General features: G+C 38.5%; 13 protein-coding genes. 1 reads left to right on the forward strand and 12 read right to left on the reverse strand.

Annotation, left to right across the window (positions count from 1 at the left end; all coding sequences use genetic code 11):
• Nucleotides 1–73: 73 nt before the first annotated feature.
• The 11 genes from IHV11_RS14775 to IHV11_RS14825 all read right to left on the reverse strand — a co-directional run bounded on the left by IHV11_RS14775 (nt 74) and on the right by IHV11_RS14825 (nt 13176).
• Nucleotides 74–628 carry a hypothetical protein gene (locus tag IHV11_RS14775; protein ID WP_197195317.1) on the reverse strand — a complete coding sequence of 185 codons (555 nt, stop codon included), beginning with the start codon at nt 626–628 and terminating at the stop codon, nt 74–76.
• Between the two features lie 25 nt (nt 629–653).
• Nucleotides 654–2330 (reverse strand): tyrosine-type recombinase/integrase, encoded by a 1677-nt coding sequence (locus IHV11_RS14780; RefSeq protein ID WP_197195318.1) that lies wholly within the window; start codon nt 2328–2330, stop codon nt 654–656.
• Nucleotides 2302–4524, reverse strand: coding sequence for a tyrosine-type recombinase/integrase (locus IHV11_RS14785; protein ID WP_197195319.1), 2223 nt, complete (start codon nt 4522–4524; stop codon nt 2302–2304). The genes IHV11_RS14780 and IHV11_RS14785 overlap by 29 nt, the downstream gene beginning before the upstream one ends.
• A 9-nt stretch (nt 4525–4533) precedes the next feature.
• Complete coding sequence (locus IHV11_RS14790) at nt 4534–5703, reverse strand: tyrosine-type recombinase/integrase (RefSeq protein ID WP_197195320.1); 1170 nt, start codon at nt 5701–5703, stop codon at nt 4534–4536.
• A gap of 494 nt (nt 5704–6197) precedes the next feature.
• Nucleotides 6198–6443, reverse strand: a complete 246-nt coding sequence (locus tag IHV11_RS14795; protein WP_066399025.1) for a type B 50S ribosomal protein L31 — start codon at nt 6441–6443, stop codon at nt 6198–6200.
• 104 nt (nt 6444–6547) lie between these two features.
• On the reverse strand, nt 6548–7834 hold the full coding sequence (gene rho / locus IHV11_RS14800) for a transcription termination factor Rho (protein ID WP_144696865.1): 1287 nt from the start codon (nt 7832–7834) through the stop codon (nt 6548–6550).
• Between the two features lie 344 nt (nt 7835–8178).
• Nucleotides 8179–9147, reverse strand: coding sequence for a class II fructose-bisphosphatase (gene glpX / locus IHV11_RS14805; protein WP_066244703.1), 969 nt, complete (start codon nt 9145–9147; stop codon nt 8179–8181).
• Between the two features lie 84 nt (nt 9148–9231).
• Complete coding sequence (locus IHV11_RS14810) at nt 9232–10524, reverse strand: UDP-N-acetylglucosamine 1-carboxyvinyltransferase (protein ID WP_197128278.1); 1293 nt, start codon at nt 10522–10524, stop codon at nt 9232–9234.
• Between the two features lie 309 nt (nt 10525–10833).
• On the reverse strand, nt 10834–11484 hold the full coding sequence (fsa, locus tag IHV11_RS14815) for a fructose-6-phosphate aldolase (RefSeq protein WP_197128276.1): 651 nt from the start codon (nt 11482–11484) through the stop codon (nt 10834–10836).
• A 198-nt stretch (nt 11485–11682) separates the two neighbouring features.
• Nucleotides 11683–12546, reverse strand: coding sequence for a class II fructose-1,6-bisphosphate aldolase (gene fba, locus IHV11_RS14820; RefSeq protein WP_066399034.1), 864 nt, complete (start codon nt 12544–12546; stop codon nt 11683–11685).
• Nucleotides 12547–12795: 249 nt separating this feature from the next.
• Complete coding sequence (locus IHV11_RS14825) at nt 12796–13176, reverse strand: response regulator (protein WP_171005594.1); 381 nt, start codon at nt 13174–13176, stop codon at nt 12796–12798.
• Between the two features lie 167 nt (nt 13177–13343).
• On the opposite strand from IHV11_RS14825, the gene IHV11_RS14830 reads away from it, so the two are divergent.
• Nucleotides 13344–13883, forward strand: a complete 540-nt coding sequence (locus IHV11_RS14830) for a DUF2529 family protein (protein WP_197195321.1) — start codon at nt 13344–13346, stop codon at nt 13881–13883.
• Between the two features lie 206 nt (nt 13884–14089).
• Here IHV11_RS14830 and IHV11_RS14835 read toward each other — a convergent pair whose 3' ends face one another.
• Nucleotides 14090–15691 (reverse strand): CTP synthase, encoded by a 1602-nt coding sequence (locus IHV11_RS14835; RefSeq protein ID WP_144696861.1) that lies wholly within the window; start codon nt 15689–15691, stop codon nt 14090–14092.
• Nucleotides 15692–16111 lie beyond the last annotated feature (420 nt).

The following is a 16111-nucleotide window of genomic DNA, read 5'->3' on the forward strand; positions in this document are numbered from 1 at the left end:
TAAATTTTTAAATGCCTAAAAAAAGATGGTTTTATGTTATGAAAGTAACATAAAACCATCTTTTTTATATTTGTTAATTAAATTTTTTAGTTATATATTCAATTCCTTCTGCCAGTGATGAAGCTACTTGTGAAACTGATAAACCTTTTAAAGCCAATAAGGAATCACATTCAAGCAGTAGTCCGTAGAGCTTTTCATTTAAATCTTCTAATTCTCTACGTTCTTTTCTTGCTACTTTTTTATCAGTTTCCAAACTTTCAATATCTAGTAACAATTTGTTTATTTTACTCTCTTTCTTTTCACCTTCTTTTTTTAGATTAGAAACGATTTGTTTCAATTCGTAAATTTCTGTCTCAACGAGTTCTTCCTTAACCTTTAAATTATTTTTAAGACGTTTTTCATAGAGCTTTTCATTCCATATTTTTAAATATTCAGGTTTATACAAAGTTGCAGGAGAAATCGCATGGCGTTCTGTTCCCTCATCTTTTAACAAATCCAATAAATTCTTCCTTGATATTGGTTTATTGGGATTCAACTCTTTCATAGCAGTCACAGTATCTTTTACAATCTGAATAGTATTCAGGTGTACTTTTTGCTGATGCTTTTTTAACCCCTCATTTAATGCCAATTGTATAATCCTCCCACTTCTGCAGTTAATTCCACTTATGGTAAGTTTCAAATTGGATGTTGTTCAAAACATCCTGTTTATGTTTTTCGATACCTCGTTCGCAGATATTAACTATTCTTCTTAGAAGTGCCATATTTCGAGACGCATTTTCGTATGTGGCGAGCTGGTTCACATTATTTTTACTTCTTTCACTAATATTAGCCCAAAACTCCATATCTTCTTTATATTCCTCATATTTATCAGCAATAGGGACAAACCAATTGCAAGCATAACATTCATATTTTATTGGCGTTCCATCTGGTGAACACTGGGTAACCGCTACTTGACTACAAACACCCATTGTCTCTCCAGGTTTTTTCAGTCTTTTTACAAGATAGGGTTCTACCCCTTGTTTGATTAATACTTTTTCTGTTACTGGATTGTTCATATTAATTATCTTTCCACTAAATATTACTGGTGATGATTCTACGGGGTTTAATTGATTCGTTACAGCGTCGTATACATTCTTTAACCTCTCCTTACTAGAATGTTTATAGACGTCTAACATGGCTTTAGATTTATGCCCTGTCATGAACATTATTTGCTCACTAGTGTATCCTGCATCAGCTCTTTGAGTAACAGAATTATGCCTAAATCTATGAGTGGTAATATCGCTATCTTTAATATCAAGGTGACTTGTAATTTGTTTTAAAGCGGCATTCGCTTTCACATTACTGTAGACATAATAATTGCTTTTGTTTCTGTGCCACTTAACACAAATTTCCCCAGATTCATTAGTGAACAGTTTAAATGGTTGATGTATAAATAGAAATTGTTTTAAATCAATTTCACCTTTCCCCACCTTGATATACTTGTGCATCTCTTTAACTTCACTTTGTAGTTTTTTAATCATATCAACATAAGTTTTTATAATACCTTGATAACTCAGCGTTATTGCTTTAAATTCAGGAGTTACATGACCTCCATTTATCTTCCATGTTGGTATTCTTAAAATGAAATGATTGAAATGCCCTATTAAACAATCTAATTGCATAGAAGATACCTCATCTACACGATTGGGGAAAAGGCGCATCGTCCAATAGTGTACTCTTGTGACCAAAGGAATTTCATTTGAAAAGTCGAAAAGCAACTCATCTAATTTATTAATATCTTCTTTTTTAATTGGGTCTCTTGTCATTCCGGCGATATCAATTTTAAAAGGGTTATGTTTTTTCCCAAAAATTATATTGGGTACTCCTGGATATCCAGCTAATGTGTTAAAGAAAGATTTTACCGCATTAAATGAGTGCTTTTTTTTGACATCATTAAAGTTGTTCCTAATTAGATAACCTGTAAATCCTGCGATTGTATCCTCATTAACTTCATTAATAGTGTAATTTGGATTTACGGTTTCTAGATATTCAAAAAACTTGTTTAAGTATGAAATATTGTGTGCTCTTGTGGTCACTGATTTATCATTAACTAATGCAAAAATCTTAACTATTTCCCTATATTTCTGTGGGGTTCGATTAAAATATAGTTTTCCATTCTGTTTATTTGAATGTCCAATGTGGAGTTTTTCACAGTACCATGTATTATCATCAAAATGAAAATTGCCTAAAAAAGATACATTCTTTTTCAATTCATCTAGATATTCTTCATCGATAACTGTTGGTAGTATGGTCTTTCTCTGTTTAGGTTCCAAGTAATCTCTCTTGTTCATTTTGAGGTAATTTCTCCTTTACAAAATCAATTAATTGGTCGAGTCCGTTTCTTATTACCTCAAGATAATTTACTTCTGATTGGTAATCACGAAATCCAGTAAATTCTTCTAACGGTATCCCCATAGAAGTAAATTGTTTAGTTAGGGATTCAATGTAGCGCTCTTGTTCGTCTATCATTGTTCTATACAAAGGTATTTGTTCAGGCGTAGTGATGAGTAGTCTGCATCCTACACATCTATTTTTTACACATGGTCCAAATACAACATGTTTACCACAAAAGCCTTGACCGTTTGGAGCCTTACGAGAACCAATTTTAATTTCCGTCCTAATTGCCTCAACTTCAACTTCAGATAATATGGTATTCATCTTGGGTTTAAATAAGTGGTCATATGCTTCATCAAAAAATGCAGACTCCATTTCTTTAAGTTTTTTTCTTTCGATTCCAAAGTACGATTGCAAAATAGTCGATATAGATTGTCCTGTTATATTAGAGGTCTCTTCTATCGTATGTCCTTCAGATAACAATTTAACTACCATACTTTTTCTACACATGTGTGGGGTAAGCTTAAAAGTGATTCCTTGTTTTTGTAATAAATTGTTAAGTGCATATTTAAAGCCCGATGAACTTATAATCCTAATGCCATCATATTTATGGATGAATAGTGCTTGATAATTTGTTTCCGTTCTAAGGTGTGATGTTATTTCCAACTGGTTATCAAATGCAGCTTTTAAGGCTGGTGTAACATAAACATGGTGTATTCTATCTTCTTGATTTTTTCGTTTAAGTTTTTCTTGCTTTTGTGGTATATAACTTAATTCATACTGATTGTTCATTTCGTTAAAATTAAGTGAATTATGCTGAAGGCTTAATAGCTCTGAGATGCGCATTCCAGAATTCATGAGTATAATCCATGCATTCCGAAATGTTGGAGGTAATGAGTGGAGATTTTCATTGATTACATCTACTATTTCTTGAGGTATATCTTCCGTATGCTTAGTATACTTATCTAAGTTTCTAAATGAAATTTTATTAAACGGATTTTCAAGATGAGACTTCTGGTTGTTTAATAATAGCCAATCATAATATCTTCCCATACAATTAAAAATGTTTTTCACAGTTCCCAAAGGGTTAACAGCTTCAAAAGAAGCTTTTATGGATGTTAAATGTGGGCTATATTTAATTTTAAAAATATTGGGTATTAAATAGCTATATTCTGTATGTTCTTTGATAAAGGCAATAAAACGTTTTATTCCATAAAGATTACTAATTAAACTCTTAATTTCAAGACCCTCATCGAGTAATGTTTTTAAATATGTTTTTACTGACGCTCTCAGATTCATGTCAATTTCACTGAAATCAAATGTGAATTTTTTAAATTGTCCAGTTTCTCTTTCAACAAATTTTTCCCACTTGTCACTTTCAAAATCTATCTTTTTGCTTCGCATTATTGAAACGTACTTATCTTTAATCTTCAATGAGGCTTTTTCACAAATCTCATAATCTGTACGTTTAGAACGAGAAACGAACCCTGAAACAAAAATTTTTGCGTGCAACTTATTAGGTGTAGGCTCAATATAATTATTTGCAAAGTCTAACCCTACTTTAGTCACAAAGGTTTCTAATTTACTACCAAGCATTTCTAAAGCTACATCATACACAAAGGAATTCGATTCTGGAGTTGACCACCTAGAAATTTGCTTTAAATTCTCCCTAAACTTAACCATATCATTATCTTCAATTGCCTTTTCAAGGTGATATACGCATAAGTGTAGGGTTATATTATTAAAGTCTTTTATAAACTGGCTGTATTTAATTCTATTTGGGTTGCTAAACGCTAGTCCAACAACATCTTTAATTAGTATTTTATAGTTTAAATTTGTAGGTAAAGATTTTGCATACTTATTAAAGACAACTTTAATTAACAACTCCAGAAAATGTGTGTACCAATTATCGAATGCTAAATAAAATGGTAATGACTTATGTTTAACATTTATTCGCTTAAATGAGTCAAAATCTTCTTCAAGTATTGCCGATTTAACGCTGTTAATTAATTTTATTGTTCCCCCTAAATCATCAACAGGATTAATACCATATATAGTGTACTGCTTAACAAAATTTTCCTTACCGTCGATTATTAGTGTCGCGTTGCGGTTTGCACTTGTTCTCAGGTATTCTTTTAGCAGTATTTCCATGTAAGCCACCTATTCAAGTTTTTCGTTAAACACTTTTATTTTATTTAAAGGAGTAATTGCGTCTAATGTAACTTTCAACTTAGAATCTAAACGTGCCTTAAAGGGTTTTTTATAATGTTTGAAAGATGCAGACTTTAACCCTAATAACTTTTCCATATCTTCTTCTGTAATTATTGATTCTCCTTTTTCATTGCCTTCAATAATTAAATCAAGTAGTTGTTGAATCCTTGTACTCCTACCACTATGAGTACGTAATTCCTTTTTATCATAACCAACTCTTGCCCCTGCTGCTTTCAGTATTACTCTGTAATTACTCGCCTTTAAAGCTTTCCCACTCGTAGGACCTTGTTTAGTTAGAAATAAGTAATTATTAGGTGTATCCTTTAAACCACTTACTTCAAGGCGTTCATCCGTTAAATAATGGACTATGGACGAAGCTAGGACATTGCTAATTGGCACTACTCTTGAACCTGTTTTGGCAAAAGCATTGTTATCAGGGTTCAATCTTTTCTTAACTGCTAAAGTGCATTCCTTAAAGCTAAAGTCACACACCCTCAATCCTAATATTTCTCCAATTCTCATTCCTGTTTCAATAGACAAACCAAATATTAATTTGTCTCTATATGAACGAAAGCCAGAACTAATCAACTCAATATCTTCAAACGTATACCATTTGAGCCAATGACGAGTTTCTTTATATTTTGCATGTATCGAAAAGGCTAATTTTTGTTTTAATTCTGGTTCGACTATACCTTTTAGGAACCTATCAACTTCTCTGCTTTTTCTACCACTTCCCGTTACAATCGGATTTTTACTTACCTTACCTCTAGTAATCAAATACTCATAAAAATTATGAAGTGTGTTTAAGCGTGTTTTTAAAGCAGCATAAGTAATTTTAGTTTCTTCATTATTACCAAGTAGTTGTTTTACGTAATAATTAATTGTCCCTATATCGTTTATATCTTTGTAATGAATTTTTACTTGTTTTAGGTACCGAAAAAAGTGGACTAAATTATATGCATATTTTTCTGCAGTCGAACTACTAAATGTTTCATATAGAAACAAATTAACATCATGAAGAGGCAGTCCATCTTCGTGTATTATCCAACGTATAACCCATTCTCCGCTTGAAAGAACCTGACATCTTTTTACTCCAATGCCCATAGTATCTACAACCAATGAAAATACCCCTCCCTCTCTCTTTTTAAATAACAATTATCAATTTGATAATTCAGCACATACGTTCGCATTAATGACAAAAAAAAATACACATCAGGATTTTTTCTCTTCCTGAGCATATCATATAATCTTTTATTTTGTCTACAATATTCTAACTATTCAAAACACTATTATTTATATATATTTATACGATTAAGGTTTTGTAGATAAAAACTTCACAGAACCAGAGAACATGCTGCCGCAGATCAATTCGATCCAGCCATTTTGTTTCATCACATACATGGCCTGCTCCCCCTTTCGCAACAATCTTTTCCTTAGTATGTACGAAATGTATGATGTTTTACCATACATAGACGTTCGTTACAGGAGTGCTTTACTCCTTTTAAGGCGTATAAAAAACCCGGTCCATCAAAACAGTTACCGAGTTCTTGTTTTCTATAAAATACAAAAGAAAAAAGGGCAAGAAAGACTCCTGCCCTTTTACTTGCAACAAATTACTTAAGGTTGTATTTCTTCTTAAAGCGGTCAACACGTCCACCAACATCAGAGAACTTCTGACGGCCAGTGTAGAACGGGTGAGTGTCAGAACTAACATCCACTTTAATTACTGGATATTCGTTACCGTCTTCCCACTTCATTGTCTCGCTTGAAGACAAAGTTGATCCTGAAAGGAAGCTAAATCCGCTTTGAGCGTCAACAAAGATAACCTTTTTATAATTCGGATGAATTCCTTGTTTCATTCTAATTCCACTCCTTCTGCCCTGTTTCCTATGCGGAGACAGAGTTATAAACACATAAAAATAGTATAACAGGGACAAAACCCATTTGCAACCATACTTTTTCGTTAGTTTGTTACGGGTTTAGCTCGCTTTGGCGCTCCCTTTTTTTCACTCTCAAAAAGCTCGAAAAACTCTTCATTATTCTCCGTTTTACGCATGCGTTTCATGAACTTGTCTACGAAATCGAACGAGTCATCCATCGTTTTACGGATCGACCAAAGTGCCTCAAGATGATCTTTTGCGATAAGCATCTCTTCTTTTCTCGTTCCAGAACGGCGAATATCGATCGCAGGGAAAATACGGCGCTCAGCCAGCTTACGATCTAAGTGAAGCTCCATGTTTCCTGTTCCTTTGAACTCCTCGTAGATCACATCATCCATACGAGATCCCGTATCGACTAGAGCCGTTGCTAGGATCGTTAAGCTCCCACCTTCTTCGATGTTACGAGCAGCACCGAAGAAACGCTTCGGACGGTGGAACGCAGCAGGGTCTATACCACCAGATAGTGTACGGCCGCTTGGCGGAATAACAAGGTTGTATGCACGAGCCAGACGAGTGATGCTATCGAGCAGGATAACAACATCCTTTTTGTGCTCAACAAGTCTCATGGCACGCTCTAACACAAGCTCTGCCACTTTAATATGGTTTTCTGGCACTTCATCAAACGTTGAGCTTACAACGTCTCCTTTAACAGAACGCTCGATATCTGTTACTTCCTCAGGACGCTCATCGATAAGCAAGACGATCAGCTCCACTTGCGGGTTGTTCGTCGTCACACTATGTGCGATTTCCTTTAGCAAGCTTGTCTTACCCGCTTTTGGAGGAGCGACGATCAGACCACGCTGACCAAAACCAACAGGCGCCATCATGTCGATGATCCGCGTTGAAATGTTGTTGCTCGTTGTCTCCATAACCATTTTCTTTTCTGGATATAAAGCCGTCAGTGCAGGGAAATGCACACGCTCTTTTGCCGTTTCAGGGTCCTCACCATTAACCGCGTTAACTTGTAAAAGTCCATAATAGCGTTCGTTTTCCTTTGGAGGACGAACTTTCCCTGATACTTTATCTCCGTTTCTTAGATCGAATCGACGGATCTGGGAAGCCGAGATGTAAATATCTTGAGAACTCGGTGAGTAGTTGATCGGACGCAAGAAGCCGAATCCTTCGTTTGGGATGATCTCCAAAACACCTTCCATGAATGAATAACCATCAAGTTCTGCTTGTGCTTTCAAAATTGAAAACATCAATTCACGCTTTGTTAATTTACCGTAATATTGAATATTATATTGTTTGGCAAGCTCATAAAGCTCTTTTAATTTCTTTGTCTCTAATGTTGCTAAATCTATCCCCATAGTGACACCACGCTTTTCTATTAATAACTAACTAAACATCTATTAAAAATTATGATGGGATTTTTTTGTTTGTTTTGTTGGTTTGGTTTTGGTTTTTTTAATGGAAGGAGTTCCTTTGAAAGTTAAGGGTATTAGTGGGTATGAAGAAAATGTATCGAACAAAATGAATCATACTTCTTATTTTAACCACATATTCAGTCTTTAATCAAGCAACAGAAACTCAGAAGTAAATCACTTCTAACGAGAATTTACAATACATCTCGAGCTTTTGCAACTGAATCTAAGATTAATTCATATAAATGTAACGGAAAGACCGGACGAAGTTGTCCGGCCTCACTCGTTATTTATGGTTTGATCACAAGATCTGGTTTCTTCTTCAAACTGTGTCTTCCATCGATAAATCGTACAGTTCCTGACTTTGCACGCATAACCACTGATTGCGTTGTACCTGTCGATCCGTCAAAACGTACTCCTTTTAAAAGCTCGCCGTCTGTAACACCTGTTGCAGCAAAGATCGCGTCGTCCCCTTTTACAAGGTCGTCCATGTACAATACACGATTAACGTCGTCGATGCCCATGCGTTTGCAGCGTTCTAATTCTTCGTCGTTTTGAGGAAGCAGCTTACCTTGAAGTTCTCCGCCAAGGCATTTTAACGCAACAGCTGCGATTACACCTTCAGGAGCTCCTCCTGAACCGAATAAAATATCAACACCCGTATCGTCAAACGCCGTATTGATCGCCGCTGCTACATCGCCATCTGAAATCAGCTTGATACGCGCACCCGCTTCACGAATATCTTGGATGATCTGCTCGTGACGTGGTCGGTCTAGGATTACTGCTACCAAGTCCTCGATATTCTTGTTTTTCGCTTCTGCTACTGCTCGTAAGTTATCGATAACAGGTGCGTTAATGTCAATCTTGCCAACACTTTCGCGTCCAACTGCAATCTTGTCCATGTACATGTCTGGTGCATGAAGCAGGTTTCCGTGGTCAGCGATCGCTAAAACAGCTAAAGCGTTCCACGTTCCAGATGCAACGATGTTCGTTCCTTCTAACGGATCAACTGCAACATCTACACGAGGACCATAGCCTGTCCCAAGTTTTTCTCCGATATAAAGCATAGGAGCTTCATCCATCTCGCCTTCACCGATCACAACTGTCCCTTTCATCGGAACCGTATCAAAAACGTTACGCATTGCAGTTGTTGCTGCGTCGTCCGCTTCGTCTTTCTTTCCTCTTCCCATCCAACGTGCTGATGCAAGAGCTGCCGCCTCTGTTACACGAACAAGCTCCATCGATAAACTTCTTTCCATGTGTGTTTCCCTCCCCATACTTTAACCGCTTACATAATTATCCTGAAGAAAAATCACCAGGTGATGGTGATTTCTCGTTTTAACTTATGAATTCTTAAGCTCTTCCAACTCTTCAGCACCTAAGCTCTCACGCCATACCTTAGCTCCAAGTCCTTTTAACTTGTCTACTAAAGATTCATAGCCGCGATCGATATGCTCAAGACCAGAGATCTCTGTTACACCTTCAGCCATAAGGCCCGCTACAACAAGAGCTGCTCCTGCACGAAGGTCAGAGGCTTTCACTTTTGCCCCTTCAAGCTTGGCTGGCCCATTTATTATAGCAGAACGTCCTTCTACTTTCACATTCGCTCCCATACGGCGAAGTTCGTCGATATGTTTAAAACGCGCACTGTAGATGGTATCTGTTACAATGCTCGTTCCTTCTGAGCTTGTTAAAAGTGAAGTGAACGGCTGCTGAAGGTCCGTCGGAAATCCTGGATAGACGAGCGTTTTGATGTCAACGCTCTTGAGTGGATCTTTTCCACGATAAACGAGCACTTGATCATCTTTTGTTTCAATGTAAACACCCATCTCTCTCAATTTAGCAATAAGAGACTCTAAGTGTAGTGGAATAACATTATCTAGCAACACTTGCTGACCCATGGATGCTGCTAAGATCATGTACGTTCCCGCTTCAATACGGTCAGGTATGATGGAGTGACGGCAGCCATGCATCTCATCGACACCATCGATACGAATAACATCAGTTCCTGCTCCTTTGATCTTGGCACCCATGCTTGTTAAAAGGGTAGCCACATCAATGATCTCAGGTTCTTTAGCCGCGTTTTCGATGATCGTTTGGCCTTTTGCTCTTACTGCTGCGAGCATGATATTGATGGTCGCACCAACACTAACAACGTCTAAGTAGATTTTTGCACCAACGAGCTCGTCCGCGCGAAGATAGATCGCTCCTTGCTCGTTCGTTACTTTTGCGCCTAACGCTTCAAAGCCTTTGATGTGCTGATCGATCGGACGAGGTCCTAGGTTACAGCCTCCTGGCAATCCGATGACCGCTTTTTTGAAACGGCCAAGCATCGCTCCCATCAAATAGTACGAAGCACGAAGCTTTTTCACTTTACCGCTCGGCAGCGGCATCGCAATCATTTTTTCAGGGTTAACCGTTAGAGTCTGATTCTCATCCAGGTAAGCTTCCCCTCCGATTTCCTCTAACAGATCACGTAGAATACGAACGTCTGATATGTTAGGCAAACCTTCAATGGTAACGGTAGATTCTGCTAATATTGTTGCGGGGATCAAAGCCACCGCACTATTTTTTGCTCCGCTTATATGGACCGTTCCTTCTAGAGGATAGCCCCCTTCAATCATCAGTTTTTCCATGGTAAACTCCTTTCAGTAAGAGTCACAAAAGTTGTGATTGCATTACCTTTTTAGATAGTACTATTATTTACCAATATTTTCTTTTCATGTATAAAAATTTGTGTGTAACTTTGTTGCGTTTGAAAGTAGTTGATTTCCGTTTCAGGTGCTCGCTTTCCGCGGGGCAGGCGGTGAGCCACATTCGTACGTTTCACTCTTAAGTGTCTCACCTGCCCGCCTGTCCCGCAGGAGTCTCGCACCTTTCACTACAATCAACTTATCCAAGAAGTTATACAAACACCTTTTTGTTAAAGAAAAAGAACTAATAAATTACTTTCTGTTAGCAGCGTCCCAGTCAGCTAGGAATTTTTCGATCCCTTGATCTGTTAGCGGGTGCTTTACTAGTCCTTTGATTACGTTTGGCGGAATTGTTGCGATGTGAGCGCCTCGTAGTGCCGCTTCTGTTACGTGAACAGGGTGGCGGATTGATGCTGCGATGATCTCTGTTGGGATCTCATGGATCGCAAAAATTTGTGCCACTTGTGAAACAAGCTCCAAGCCATCTTGACCGATATCATCTAAACGACCTAAGAATGGTGATACATACGTTGCACCTGCGCGAGCTGCAAGCAAGGCTTGGTTTGCATTAAAAATAAGCGTTACGTTTGTTTTGATGTTTTCATCAGAGAACGTTTTTACCGCTTTTAATCCGTCCAGTGTCATTGGAACTTTTACCGTGATGTTTGGTGCGATCTTCGCTAGTTCGCGACCTTCTGAAACCATTTCTTCATAAGAAGTTCCGATCACCTCAGCACTAACAGAACCCGATACTAGGCTCGTGATTTCCTTCAGTCTTTCATGAAAATCAACGCCTTTTTCTTTAGCTACTAAAGAAGGGTTCGTCGTTACTCCAGATAAAATGCCCAGGTCATAGGCTTCTTTAATATCATCAATGTTTGCAGTATCAATAAAGAATTTCAAAAATGATCACTCCTGTTTTTTTGAGTATGTCTATCTTTTATATTCTTTTATAACATGTTCGTCTTCATACACGAAGGATTACGCTTACAAAACTTCGTATCATACTTTTATTATCTATACGTGGATCGTGTTTTTGCACTCTTATAGTGTAAATGAAACCGCCTATGATGTATAGGCGGTTTCATGAGAAAGGTTATATTAAGCTTTGTTAGAAGAACCAAACTCACGCATTTTTCCAGCTACAGTAGCTTGGATCGCATCACGAGCTGCAGTTAAGTAGCTACGAGGATCATACTTGTCTGGGTTAGATCCGATGTATTCTTTAACTGCTTTGTGAGAAGCAATTTGGTTTTCTGTGTTTACGTTGATTTTAGCAGTTCCTAAAGAAATTGCTTTTTGGATATCTTTTGTTGGGATACCAGTACCACCGTGAAGTACAAGAGGTACACCAGTTAGTTCCATAACTTCTTTCATGCGGTCAAATCCTAAGTTAGGCTCACCTTTGTAAGGTCCGTGAACAGATCCTAGTGCAGGCGCGAAGCAGTCAACACCAGTCTCACGAACAAGTTGATCACACTCAGAAGGGATCGCGTAAGCTGCATCTGCATCTTCAACAACTAGATCGTCTTCTTGTCCACCGATACGGCCAAGTTCTGCTTCAACAGAAACACCGTGGAAGTGAGCAAGTTCAACCACTTTTTTAGTAAGAGCGATATTCTCTTCTAGCGGGTGGTGAGATCCGTCGATCATTACAGATGTGAAACCTGCATGAATCGCTTCAGCACACTTTTGGTAGCTAGAACCGTGGTCAAGGTGGATCGCTACAGGTACAGTTACTTTGTACTCTTCGATAAGAGCTTTAACCATAGCTACTACAAGCTTGAATCCGCCCATATAACGAGCAGCACCTTCAGAAACACCAAGAATTACTGGAGATTTCTCTTCTTGTGCAGCCTTAAGGATCGCTTGAGTGAACTCAAGGTTGTTCAAGTTGAATTGACCAACTGCATAATTTTCCGCTTTTGCTTTTTCAAGCATTTCTTTCATTGAAACTAAAGGCATAGTAATGTCCTCCTTAGATATTGGCACGAGCAGACCAACTACATTTTTGTATAGTATATTTGCTGAAATGTGCATACACAGCAAAAAGAAGCCACTTTAGTTTACCTTTCATGGCGTCTTGCTAAACATTTCATTATGCTCATATTTCATTCTAGTATAGCATACCAATATCGCCTGAAAACCGCAACACATCAACGTTTTCAGGGTGTAACCGCTACCATTGCCGACACACCAGCATTTCTTAATCTTTTATGATGATGGTGTGTTTAATGGAAGTTCTTTCCTAACCGCTGCGCGAATCTCATCAATATCAAAAGGTTTTGCAAAATGAGTGATAGCTCCCAGCTTCATAGCCTCATGGATCATGTCCAGCTCACCATAAGCGGTCATGATGATCACTTGAATCGTTTCATCATGTTTTTTTACACGACGAAGGATTTCCAAGCCATCCATTCCAGGAATCTTCATATCTAAAATGACAAGATCAGGGCGGTCTTTCTCCACAATTGAAAGAGCTTGTACACCGTTCGCCGCCTGATACGTCTTATAACCTTCTTTTTGAAAGATTTCGTTCAAAAGAATTCTGATGCCATACTGATCGTCTACAATTAAAATTTTCCCGCTCATTATTGCTCACCTCATCTAGAGTTTCTTTACAAAACCATTTTGTCCCTATACCATTCGAGACAGAGGATACCAATTCCTGCTGTTCCCGATGATTTGTATTGTTAAATTAAGTATACTAAATTAATAAACAAAAACACGATGATTTGAAAAAAAGTAAGGAGTTCTTTTTCATGTTAAAAATATTTTCAACACAAGTTGCAGGATTGCTAAAATCCATTTCAGATAAAGAAGAACAGTCGATCGAAGAAGCTTCACGTTTATTGGCACAAAGCGTACTTTCTGAAGGATCTGTATATTTTAAGGGATTCGGCGAAATGGAAGCCGTTGTGAGTGAAGCACTATATGGAGAGAATAAATTCCGCGCCGGGGCTGATTTTTCAGATGTAGAGTCAACTGATCTGTTGCCAGTCGATAGTGTAGTAGTGGCTTCGCGCTTTTTAGATGACGAAGAAGCAGTATCACTTTGTTCAGAATTACGTAAAAATGTTGATTGCAACGTCATTTTGATCGGCGGACGACGAAAAGATGCTGAAATGGATGTGAATGTGGAGGAATTAGCCGATATCGTGATCGATACGAAGGCTGTTCGCGGATTAGTGCCGCTGGATGATGGCTCACGACTCGGTTTTCCATCCGCATTGACCGCTTTATTCGCGTATTACGCCTTATTTTTAACAACGGAAGAGATTTTAGAAGAATATGATGAATAACATGAAGCCTGGCTGTATGCCAGGCTTTTAAAATTATGTACTTCTAGTCGCCATAAAACTCAATCACATAAAAAGCATAGTTAATCACATAAAAATCGGCATCCATCACATAAAAATTAGAGCTCATCACATAAAAATAGACAAACATCACATAAAACGCAAAAAAACGGCAGCTCCCACTCATAAAGGGAAGCTGCCGGCCATAATTAGTTCTTCAATTGTGTTACTGCACCGATAAAGTCACGGAATAGTGCTTGCGGGCGTGTTGGTCGTGATGTGAATTCTGGGTGGAACTGCGACGCAACAAACCACGGGTGATCTTCTAACTCGATGATCTCAACAAGACGTCCATCAGGAGATGTTCCTGAGAAGATGAATCCTGCTTTTTCCATCTGTTCACGGTATTCGTTGTTGAACTCATAACGGTGACGGTGTCTTTCGTAAACAACTTCATCGTTATAAGCTGCGAACGCTTTTGTATCTTCTTTAATCTTACACGGATATAGTCCAAGGCGTAGTGTACCACCTAGGTCCTCGATATCCTTTTGTTCAGGAAGCAGATCGATAACTGGGAACGGTGTGCCAGGCATAAGTTCTGCAGAGTGTGCACCATCAAGTCCTAAGACGTTACGAGCAAACTCGACGGAAGCAAGTTGCATACCAAGACAAATTCCTAAGAAAGGAACTTTGTTCTCACGCGCATATTGAGTTGCTAGAATCTTACCTTCTACCCCTCTGTCACCGAATCCACCAGGAACTAAGATACCATCAGCATCTTGAAGAAGTTCGTGCACGTTTTCAGCTGTCACGTTCTCAGAGTTGATCCAATCGATCTCGATATCTGTATCAAATTGATAACCCGCATGACGAAGCGCTTCAACAACAGAAATATAAGCATCTTGTAACGCTACATACTTTCCGACTAACGCGATCTTTGCTTTTCCTTTTAAGTTCGTTACCCGGTTGATCAGTTCTTTCCACTCCGCCATATCCGGCTCGTGTGTTTCAAGCTTAAGGTGTTTACAAACAAGCTCGTCCATCTTCTGCTCTTGAAGATCGATCGGCACTTGGTAAAGCGTATCTGCATCTCTAGCTTCGATAACAGCTTTAGGATCGATGTCGCAGAATAGACCGATCTTGTCTTTCATCTCTTGAGGCACCGGCATCTCTGTACGAACTACGATGATGTTCGGCTGAATACCAAGGCTGCGAAGCTCTTTTACACTATGTTGTGTTGGCTTCGTCTTCAGCTCACCTGCTGCACGGATATAAGGAATCAGTGTACAGTGGATATACATTACGTTTTCTGAGCCTACATCACTTTTAATCTGACGGATCGCTTCTAGGAACGGCAAGCTTTCGATATCCCCAACTGTTCCGCCAATCTCTGTGATCACGACATCTGCATTTGTTTCACGGCCAGCACGGAAAACACGTTCTTTGATCTCGTTCGTGATATGCGGGATAACTTGAACCGTTCCGCCAAGATACTCACCGCGACGCTCTTTTCTAAGAACGGTAGAATAGATTTTCCCAGTCGTTACTGAGCTGTATTTATTTAAGTTAATATCAATAAAACGCTCATAGTGACCTAAGTCTAAGTCCGTTTCCGCACCGTCATCCGTTACGAAAACTTCACCATGCTGATAAGGGCTCATCGTCCCTGGATCCACGTTGATGTAAGGATCGAATTTTTGCGTCGTCACTTTCACTCCACGGTTTTTTAATAAACGGCCTAATGAGGCTGCAGTGATTCCTTTTCCTAAAGAAGAAACAACACCGCCTGTAACAAAAATATATTTTGCCATGTTTTCAATCCCCCTAAATTTTCTAAAATAAGTATGTGCGTTTAACGCTTTTTCTACTATCGGGAGAGGCGGTGTACGTGAAGTGTACACAGACTCATCCGTAAAAAAATAAAAAGCAAAAGACACTTCCCCTATGGTTAGGGGGCACTTTTGCTTTTGATATCATATAAAATTAGTCTTTTAAATAAAAGATACAGGAATAGCCCAAAAAGAATATTACCCGAGTATAGAGCCCATGTCAAGATGATCTGTTAGAATCCATTTTTTAGTGTGACAAGCTTGTGAAATGGCGCTCAGCCTAGGCAATCGGCGAGTTTCGGCCTGCAATCCACGAGTTTAGGCACTGAATCCAAAAGTTTTTGCCGTTAATCCACGAGTTTCCGCCGTGAATCCAAAAGTTTTTGCCTGCAATCCACGAGT

Source organism: Fictibacillus sp. 26RED30 (assembly GCF_015903845.1).
GTDB classification, from domain to species: Bacteria; Bacillota; Bacilli; order Bacillales; family Fictibacillaceae; genus Fictibacillus; species Fictibacillus phosphorivorans.

Bases quoted from the DNA above. Each gene is read 5' to 3' on its own strand.
- IHV11_RS14780 (WP_197195318.1), bottom strand. From the start codon at position 2,330: ATGAACAAGAGAGATTACTTGGAACCTAAACAGAGAAAGACCATACTA.
- IHV11_RS14785 (WP_197195319.1), bottom strand. From the start codon at position 4,524: ATGGAAATACTGCTAAAAGAATACCTGAGAACAAGTGCAAACCGCAAC.
- IHV11_RS14795 (WP_066399025.1), bottom strand. From the start codon at position 6,443: ATGAAACAAGGAATTCATCCGAATTATAAAAAGGTTATCTTTGTTGAC.
- rho (WP_144696865.1), bottom strand. From the start codon at position 7,834: ATGGGGATAGATTTAGCAACATTAGAGACAAAGAAATTAAAAGAGCTT.
- glpX (WP_066244703.1), bottom strand. From the start codon at position 9,147: ATGGAAAGAAGTTTATCGATGGAGCTTGTTCGTGTAACAGAGGCGGCA.
- IHV11_RS14810 (WP_197128278.1), bottom strand. From the start codon at position 10,524: ATGGAAAAACTGATGATTGAAGGGGGCTATCCTCTAGAAGGAACGGTC.
- fba (WP_066399034.1), bottom strand. From the start codon at position 12,546: ATGCCTTTAGTTTCAATGAAAGAAATGCTTGAAAAAGCAAAAGCGGAA.
- IHV11_RS14830 (WP_197195321.1), top strand. From the start codon at position 13,344: ATGTTAAAAATATTTTCAACACAAGTTGCAGGATTGCTAAAATCCATT.
- IHV11_RS14835 (WP_144696861.1), bottom strand. From the start codon at position 15,691: ATGGCAAAATATATTTTTGTTACAGGCGGTGTTGTTTCTTCTTTAGGA.